This window comes from Thalassobacillus cyri, assembly GCF_900107755.1.
Classification (GTDB): Bacteria; Bacillota; Bacilli; order Bacillales; family Halobacillaceae; genus Thalassobacillus; species Thalassobacillus cyri.
Window position 1 is genome coordinate 48500 of sequence record NZ_FNQR01000026.1, and the last position, 8466, is coordinate 56965.

Annotated in this window: 7 protein-coding genes; 1 reads left to right on the forward strand and 6 read right to left on the reverse strand. The window is 44.6% G+C overall.

The window, feature by feature from the left end:
* Positions 1-14: 14 nt before the first annotated feature.
* The 6 genes from priA to BLV00_RS20735 form a co-directional block, all read right to left on the reverse strand.
* A complete protein-coding gene (gene priA, locus BLV00_RS20710) occupies positions 15-2423 on the reverse strand; it encodes a primosomal protein N' (RefSeq protein ID WP_093046822.1) in 2409 nt (802 codons plus the stop codon).
* Position 2424: 1 nt separating this feature from the next.
* Positions 2425-3621, reverse strand: coding sequence for a bifunctional phosphopantothenoylcysteine decarboxylase/phosphopantothenate--cysteine ligase CoaBC (gene coaBC / locus BLV00_RS20715; protein ID WP_093046816.1), 1197 nt, complete (start codon positions 3619-3621; stop codon positions 2425-2427).
* A gap of 509 nt (positions 3622-4130) precedes the next feature.
* On the reverse strand, positions 4131-4352 hold the full coding sequence (rpoZ, locus tag BLV00_RS20720) for a DNA-directed RNA polymerase subunit omega (protein ID WP_093046817.1): 222 nt from the start codon (positions 4350-4352) through the stop codon (positions 4131-4133).
* Positions 4349-4969: a guanylate kinase gene (gene gmk, locus BLV00_RS20725; RefSeq protein ID WP_093046818.1), complete on the reverse strand. Its 621-nt coding sequence runs from the start codon at positions 4967-4969 to the stop codon at positions 4349-4351. Before gmk ends, rpoZ begins: the two co-directional genes overlap by 4 nt.
* A gap of 11 nt (positions 4970-4980) precedes the next feature.
* Positions 4981-5244 carry an extracellular matrix/biofilm regulator RemA gene (gene remA / locus BLV00_RS20730; RefSeq protein ID WP_028782721.1) on the reverse strand — a complete coding sequence of 88 codons (264 nt, stop codon included), beginning with the start codon at positions 5242-5244 and terminating at the stop codon, positions 4981-4983.
* A 186-nt stretch (positions 5245-5430) separates the two neighbouring features.
* Entirely contained in the window at positions 5431-6312 is an 882-nt protein-coding gene (locus tag BLV00_RS20735; protein WP_093046819.1) for a YicC/YloC family endoribonuclease, read from the reverse strand.
* A 146-nt stretch (positions 6313-6458) separates the two neighbouring features.
* Between BLV00_RS20735 and BLV00_RS20740 the strand changes: the two genes are divergently transcribed.
* Positions 6459-8180 carry an Rqc2 family fibronectin-binding protein gene (locus BLV00_RS20740; protein ID WP_093046820.1) on the forward strand — a complete coding sequence of 574 codons (1722 nt, stop codon included), beginning with the start codon at positions 6459-6461 and terminating at the stop codon, positions 8178-8180.
* Positions 8181-8466: the final 286 nt, after the last annotated feature.

An 8466-nucleotide genomic window follows, 5' to 3' on the forward strand; every position in this document is an offset into this window, starting at 1 on the left:
TGGCGGCTCCCTTCTTACATGAGCTGATATGGTTGAAAATCAATCGAAATCTGCAGCTCATTCTTTCTGATTTCTTCATCATAGTAATGCAGTACTTTTTTTAATAATTTCCGCTGCTCTGGTTCTTGCTTGTATTTTATCATGCATTGAAACCGATATCTATCTTTGATCCGTGCAAGTGCAGAAGGGGTGGGTCCGAGAATGGTGGCTCTATCTGACAGCTTTCCTTTCAGGAACTTGCATATTTTCTGGGTGACCTCCTGGGCTTTCAATTGATTAGGATGGGAAACGGTAATCAACGTCAAAAAATAAAAAGGCGGATATTGAAATGCCTTTCGGAGTTTCATTTCATGGTTGAAAAATTGCGTGTAATCATATTGACTGGCGAGCTCAATGCTGTAATGTTCCGGTGTATAAGTCTGAACGATCACTTCGCCTGGCTTCAAATGCCGCCCGGCGCGCCCACTGACCTGGGTCAATAATTGAAACGTTTTTTCAGCAGCACGGAAATCAGGAAGATTCAATAGAGAATCTGCTGTCAGCACCCCCACCAGTGTCACGTTTTGGAAGTCCAGACCTTTGGCTATCATTTGTGTCCCTAATAGTATATCTGCTTCGCCCCGGCCGAATTGGGACAGCAGCTTTTCATGGGCGCCTTTTCTTCTGGTCGTATCAACATCCATCCGTACTACTCTTGCTTCCGGCAGCAATTGTTGCAGGTTTTCCTCCACTTTTTGTGTCCCGGTCCCGAAATAGCGGATCGAATCACTTTCGCATTCCGGACACCTGCTCGGCAGGGCTTCATCATAGCCACAATAGTGGCATTTTAACCGTTCCTGTCTGCGATGATACGTGAGCGCGATATCACAGTGCGGACACTCGCTGACATACCCGCAATCCCGGCACATCACGAATGTCGAATAGCCGCGCCGGTTCAAAAATAGAACCACCTGTTCTTTTCGCCTTAAACGTTCCTCAATACTTTCCATCAACGCCCGGGAAAACATCGAGCGGTTGCCGGCATGCAGCTCCTCCCGCATGTCGACCAGCTCGACTTCCGGCATCGTGGCATCGTTCATCCGTTTCGAAAGTGTCAACAGTCGATAGTTCCCTTTCTTAGCACGAGCAAATGTTTCAAGCGTAGGCGTGGCGCTCCCAAGTACGACTGGACACTGGTGGCGTTCTCCGCGGTAAATGGCAACGTCCCTTGCATGGTATCGGGGGTGATCTTCTTGTTTATAGCTTGTTTCGTGCTCTTCATCAATAATGATAATGCCAAGATTCGTAAAGGGAGCGAAGATGGCCGAGCGGGCACCCACCACCACCTGAACTTCTTTCCGTTGAATTTTCCGCCACTCATCATATTTCTCTCCTGCTGATAAGGCGCTGTGCATGACAGCAACCCGGGAGCCGAATCTCCCTTTAAAACGCTCAACCATTTGTGGGGTCAGCGCAATCTCAGGAACCAGCATGACTGCTTCCATGCCTTTATCGATCACCTGTTGTATCGACTGCAGGTAAACCTCCGTTTTACCACTTCCTGTAACGCCGTGCAGCAGCATCACTTCATGACGGTCTTCTTCAATACTGGTCAAAACTGGAGCAATCGCTTCCTGCTGTTCTTCTGTCAGGGCAAACGGCTCGGTACGTTCGAATTCTCTATTTTGATAAGGGTCCCTGTAGACTTCCTGTTTGAATTCCTCCAGAAGCCCTTTTTCTATTAATGGCTTCAATGACGCACGGGTAGTCGATAATTGTTGCAACAAATACTTCTGAGATACAGGTTCAGGGTTGTCAATAAAATATTGGACAATTTCTTTTTGCTTCACTGCCTGCTTCGGCAAATCAATCGTCGCTTCTTCTAATTCCAGTGGTTCTTTTCCTGGCTGTATCATTCTGGTCGTTTTCTTCGTTTCCTTGCTTTTGACCTCGTAATGGACATCAATCAGGCCATCATGAATCGTTTTTTGCAGCTGGTGATAACTGATGCCTGCCTGCTCGAATTCTTCAAAATCAATCACGTCGCGGCTGGCAAAAAGCTGCTCTAAAGCTTCAGGGAGCAGCTCTTCATCCTGGCGCCATAACTCTTTTCTATATTTAGCCTTAAGTACCTGTGGCAACATAACCTGGAAAGATGAAATATAGAAGCTCAACGTCTGTTCTGTCAGCCATTTTCCGAGTCCGATCAGTTCTTCCGTTAGAATCGGAGTAAGGTCCAGTACATCGGACACAGGCTTCAGTTTATCGAACTCACTTTCACCGGTGAGGGCTACAACATACCCCATCACTTTCCGTGGACCGAATGGAACGATGACCCGGACACCTGGCTGGACGATACCTTGATATTTATCTGGAATTCGATAATCAAAGGGGCGGTTGGTCTGTGAAGAGGGGACATCCACGACGACGCGGGCAATGTCTATATTATTCATGGTTCCAATCCAACTTTATCTGGTTGAATATGGTTTGTGCCAATTGTTTTTTAGTCATCATCGGCAGTTCTGTTTCCTCGAACTTATGGTTGATGTATACCGCTCTATTCGTATCATGTCCGAACCCTGCCCCTTCAGCAGCCACATTATTAATAACAATGGCATCGAGGTTTTTCTTTTCGAGCTTTTCCTTCCCATAGCGGACGGGGGTGTCCGTTTCCGCTGCAAAACCTACGAGGAATTGCCGTTCCTTTTCTTCACCCAGCTTCTTCAGTATATCTTTCGTCCGTTCCATTTCAACGACATACTCGCCAGGTTGTTTTTTCATTTTTTTATCGTAAGTGACTGCCGGACGGTAATCAGCGACAGCAGCCGATTTAATGACAATATCCTGCGTCTTGTTATTAGCGAGGACTGCCTGATACATTTCCTCTGCTGTGGTCACATCAATCCGGTTCACCCCTGCAGGCGTTTCCAACTGCACTGGTCCTGCAACCAGAGTCACCGTTGCACCTAGCCTTGCTGCTTCTTCTGCTAAAGCAAAGCCCATTTTACCGGAAGACGGGTTTGTGAAGTAACGGACCGGATCGATCTTTTCCCTGGTTGGTCCAGCCGTGACCAATACGCGCTTCCCGTGCAGCCAGCCAGGGGAGTCGACATTTTCTAATACTTGTACAATCGTTTCCGGCTCTTCCAGTCGTCCTTTGCCAACATAGCCGCAAGCAAGGTATCCTTCCCCAGGTTCTATGAATTTGTAGCCCCATTGATCCAGCGTGGTCATATTTTTGATAACAGCGGGGTGTGCATACATATGTACATTCATCGCTGGTGCTACATAGACAGGCGCTTCTGTCGCAAGCAGAGTCGTGGAAAGCATATCATCCGCAATCCCATTAGCGAGCTTACCGATAATATTAGCAGTAGCTGGTGCAATCAAACATAAATCCGCCCAATCTGCCAGATCTATATGCGCAATATAGCGGGGGTCTTTTTCATCAAAGGTATCGGTATAGACTGGATTGCGCGATAAGGCCTGGAACGTCAGCGGCGTAACGAATTCCCTGGCACTATCTGTCATAATTACTTTAACCTCAGCACCCGCCTGGACCAGCTTGCTTGTCAATGCACTAGCTTTATAAACGGCGATTCCTCCGGAAACTCCGAGTACAATCCGCTTTCCCTTGAGCATAACCATCTTCTCCCTTTACTACTTTGTCGATTAGTTAATAACTATAAGGAAAGCCGCGCTCAATGCTGTACTTAGCGCGGCTTTTCATCATACTAAAAATTTTGACTGTCACGTACCCTTGTAAAATGTGCACTTTCGCTTTTAAAACTAGGCTTTGTTAAACCACATGCTGATTTAACGATTAAGCTCCTGTTTGTTGAACATTGATATCATTGCATTTTAATTGGCGGATGGGGTCTTTGGAAATAGCTCGCTTTCCGCGGGGAAGACGGCAAGCCTCCTCGAGCTAAAGCTCTGCGGGGTCTTGCCAGTCTATCCATTCCCGCAGGAGTCTCACTATTTCCAAGACCCCATTACCATGGGAGTAACTAAACCCTCTTGGAGCATTCTGCAAAAGGTACACAAATGGATATCTGAACATTATTTTTAACTTTCTGGATAGAATTAGAGAAAATCGATTCCAAACAGGCGTTTATGAAAATTCAACAACAATTTTTACAGAGACAAAATTAAAATTGGCGTTCCTGGATTTCGTCGGCGAAGGAATAAGTCAGCTTGCCTTCGCGAATTTCCTCCAGCGCGATGCCGACGAATTTATGGGACTGTGGTTTTTCTATCATCGGCTCGCCTTCCTGCTGCAAGTCACGAGCTCTGCGGGCAGACAACGTAACAAGCGTATACTTTGATTTAATCTGTTTTTGTAAGGAATCGATTGATGGTTCTAACATCATGATTGACCAGCCTCCAATGCTTTTTTGTATTGTTTTGCGACGCGTTCTCGTTTGCAATGCTCACTCATAACAATCGATTGGACTTTTTTGACCGCATTGTCTACTTCGTCATTGACGACAACATAGTCATAAGCATCCATCATCTCAATTTCTTCTCTTGCTGTATGCAGCCGGTTTTTCACTTTTTCTTCGGTTTCTGTACCGCGGCTGACGATACGGTCTTTCAGCTCTTCAAGACTTGGTGGAATCAGGAAAATGAATACTCCCTGTGGAAAGTTTTGTTTGACCTGCAAGGCTCCCTGGACCTCGATTTCCAGAAATACGTCTTTTCCATTTTCCAGGGTTTCTTCGACGTACTCCCGCGGTGTGCCGTAATAATTACCGACATACTCCGCGTGTTCGAGCAATTTACCTTCAGCTATCAATCTTTCAAATTCATCCCGGCTCTTGAAAAAATAATCGACGCCGTCGGTTTCCCCTTCCCGGGCTCCCCGGGTGGTCATTGATATGGAATATCTCAAATCGGTCGACTGCTCGAATAGGGACTTCCTGACAGTACCTTTTCCAACGCCGGACGGACCTGAGAGAATGAATAAAATACCTTTCTCTTCAATCACTTTATGTCCTCCTAGTTTTCATCAGATATATCGTCGTGACTGATCACCCGTTGTCCTACTGTTTCCGGTTGAACAGCGGAGAGGACGACGTGATCACTGTCGGTGATGATGACTGCACGTGTACGGCGGCCATATGTAGCATCTACTAATTTATTATTGTCCCTTGCAACAGTAATAATACGTTTAATCGGAGCGGACTCCGGAGAAACGATAGAAATCACCCGGTTGGCAGAGACGACATTTCCAAAACCTATATTAATTAACTTTAGACTCAAAACAGTTCCTCCTCCATGACACGTTCTCTTTGCATTACTTATATTATAAGGAAAAAATGCAAGCAGTGTAAATTGTATGATTCCTGGCTGTGTTTTTCAAGCTGGTGAAGGAGGTGGCTCCATCGTACCGCTGGTGAAAAACAATATAATACCGGCATGCAGGCAGTTCATCAATAGCTTTTTACCTTATTCCACATTTTGAACTTGCTCTTTGATTTTTTCGATCTCACTTTTTAATAATACCACCCATTCACTGATTTTGGCATCATTTGATTTCGAACCGATGGTATTTACTTCCCGGTGCATTTCCTGAACGATGAAATCCAACCGGCGTCCGATGGCATTCGGCTTCTCTAATGTATCAACAAATTGTTCGATATGGGAAAATAACCGTGTGATCTCTTCCGTGATATCCCCTTTTTCAGCCAGCAAGGCAACCTCCTGTAGAATGCGGGAGTCTTCGACATGCAGTTCTTCCTGGATATATTCCTTGATTCGCTGCTTGATCCTATCCCGATAGGCCTCAATGACCCCTTCCCTTCGCTCACCAATACCCTCAACTATCTGCTGGATATTCGAAAGCCGATTCAGCATATCACGCTTCAAGGCATCACCTTCGCGCTGTCTCATCTCCATCAGCTTTAAGACAGCGGCTTCCAGGGTAGACAGCACGTGTTGTTCCCATTGCTTTTCATTGTGCTCCTGTTCCTGTACAAGAAATACGTCATCCAATTTAGTTACCATATCAACCGTAACATCACCAGTCAATGCATAATGGGACTTAAGTTCTTTTAAACGGCTGAAATATTGATCTGCTAAATCCCAGTCGAGCTTCAATTCACGCTTTCCCAGGCCTTCGCCTTCAATGGATAGGAAAATATCAATTTTCCCACGGTGGATTGATTGCTGAATCACTTTTTTCATTTTATCTTCTAAAAATAAAAATGTACGCGGCATCTTTGTGGAGATATCCAAAAAACGATGATTTACGGATCTTACTTCCAGGCTTAACCGCGCTTCTCCCAACTCCACCGTTTTCCTTCCATATCCTGTCATACTTGTTACCATAAAATCACACCCGTCAACTCAATATGTTTCCATGCTGATTACCATTTTAACAAAAAGACCTTCTTAATGGCTATGAAAAACACGCCTGATGATAGAGACGATTCGGGGAAACATGCTATACTAGCAACATTGAGAGGTGAATCCCTATGTCATTTGATGGAATAGTAACTCGAGCTGTAACCCACGAACTTGAACAGGCTATTACCACAGGAAGAATTATGAAAATCTATCAACCAACTGAAACCGAACTGGTTTTCACCGTGAGATCCCGTCGGAAAAACCATTCGTTACTTTTATCTGTTCATCCGAGCTATGCCCGTTTTCATCTGACGGATGATAACTACTATAACCCGAAAGAACCACCGATGTTTTGTATGCTCCTTCGAAAGCATTTAACTGGTGGATTCATTGAGAAAATCGAGCAGGTGGATATGGAACGGATTGTACGTTTTCATGTGAAAACAAGAAATGAACTTGGAGATGAAACAACGAAAATCCTGATTATTGAAGTGATGGGAAAACACAGTAACATCATCTTAGTAGACGAAGAAAAAGGACATATCCTGGATAGTATCAAGCATCTTCCACCATCGCAGAACAGGCACCGGACAGTTATGCCCGGACAGCCTTATAAATCCCCCCCGGATCAAGGGAAAGTCAATCCATTAGAGCTTGATGGCGAATCTTTCGTCCGGAAGCTTGATTTCAATGCAGGAAAAATGGACCGGCAGATGCTGGATGTTTTAATGGGATGTTCCCCACTGATTACCAAGGAACTCGCCCACCAGGCTCATTTAGGCTCATCCAACGCCTATCAGGAAGCTTTCCTACAGTTCCAGCAAAAATTGCAGGAACATGATTATCAACCACATATTTATCATGGTAAGAAAGAACAATTTTACGTCCTGCCGCTTTCCACAGTCGAAGGGGAGGCAGAGGAATTCGAACGGGTCAGCACGATGCTGGACTCCTACTATTCTGGAAAAGCAGAACGTGACCGTGTCAAACAACAGGCTGGAGACTTGTACCGCTTTTTGAAAAATGAACGCGAAAAAAATATCCGTAAAATCAAAAAGCATCAACAGACATTAAAGAAAGCGGAAAAAGCCGCTGACTATCAGAAAGAGGGCGAGCTGTTGACCGCTCACCTGCATTTAGTAAAACAAGGGGATAAACAAGTTGAAGTTGTCGACTATTATGATCCAGAGCAGCCGACGATCATGATTGAACTGAACCCTAATAAGACACCGAGTGAAAATGCTCAGAACCTGTTCCAAACTTATCAAAAAATGAAAAAGTCCAAGCAAGTCGTCCAGGAAGAAATCAAAAAAGCAGAAACGGAAATCGACTATTTCGATCAACTGATCCAGCAGGTAGAAAAAGCAAGGGAACAAGACATTGAAGAAATCAGAGAAGAACTACGCGAAGAAGGGTATCTGAAGAAAAAGCCGCAAACACATAAGCGAAAAAAGAAACCGAAGACACCAGAACCGGAAACCTTCACCGCCAGTAATGGAACAACCATCTATGTAGGCAGGAATAATAAGCAAAACGAATATTTGACCAACCGTATGGCAAATAAAAATGATGTCTGGCTTCATACGAAAGACATCCCTGGTTCACACGTAGTAATCCGGTCGCATGATCCATCAGAAGACACACTGTTAGAAGCGGCACAGCTTGCTGCTAATTTCAGTAAATCCTCCCAGTCTTCTTCCGTGCCTGTCGATTATACGTTAATCAGGCATGTGAAAAAGCCTTCCGGCGCAAAACCTGGTTATGTCATCTATGATAACCAGCAAACATTGTTCGTCACTCCCGATCCGGCTTATATCAAGAAACTAAAAAAGGATGGTTCCTCCCAATAAGGAGAACCATCCTTTTTATTTAGCTTTGTTAAACGTTGTTGTTTTTTATAAGAGACCAGTTCAATTATAGGGCCGTAAAGTCGAAGACTTGATTTCGAGATTTTGTTGGAGTATAGGGGCGCAGGGAAACGGCGAGACTCCCTCCGGAAATGTTGATACACCAAGGGTTATCAATCGTTTTTAACACTTTAAAATTTTTTTATTTTACATTCATCAATCAAGTTATTCCTTTTATTCAAATTTAAGGTAAATAAAGGGACGCGTTGCGTTTCCTAACTGTATTAGG

Excerpts from the sequence above, each read along its gene's own strand:
- BLV00_RS20740 (WP_093046820.1), top strand. The coding sequence starts at position 6,459 with ATGTCATTTGATGGAATAGTAACTCGAGCTGTAACCCACGAACTTGAA.
- rpoZ (WP_093046817.1), bottom strand. The coding sequence starts at position 4,352 with ATGATGTTAGAACCATCAATCGATTCCTTACAAAAACAGATTAAATCA.
- coaBC (WP_093046816.1), bottom strand. The coding sequence starts at position 3,621 with ATGCTCAAGGGAAAGCGGATTGTACTCGGAGTTTCCGGAGGAATCGCC.
- BLV00_RS20735 (WP_093046819.1), bottom strand. The coding sequence starts at position 6,312 with ATGGTAACAAGTATGACAGGATATGGAAGGAAAACGGTGGAGTTGGGA.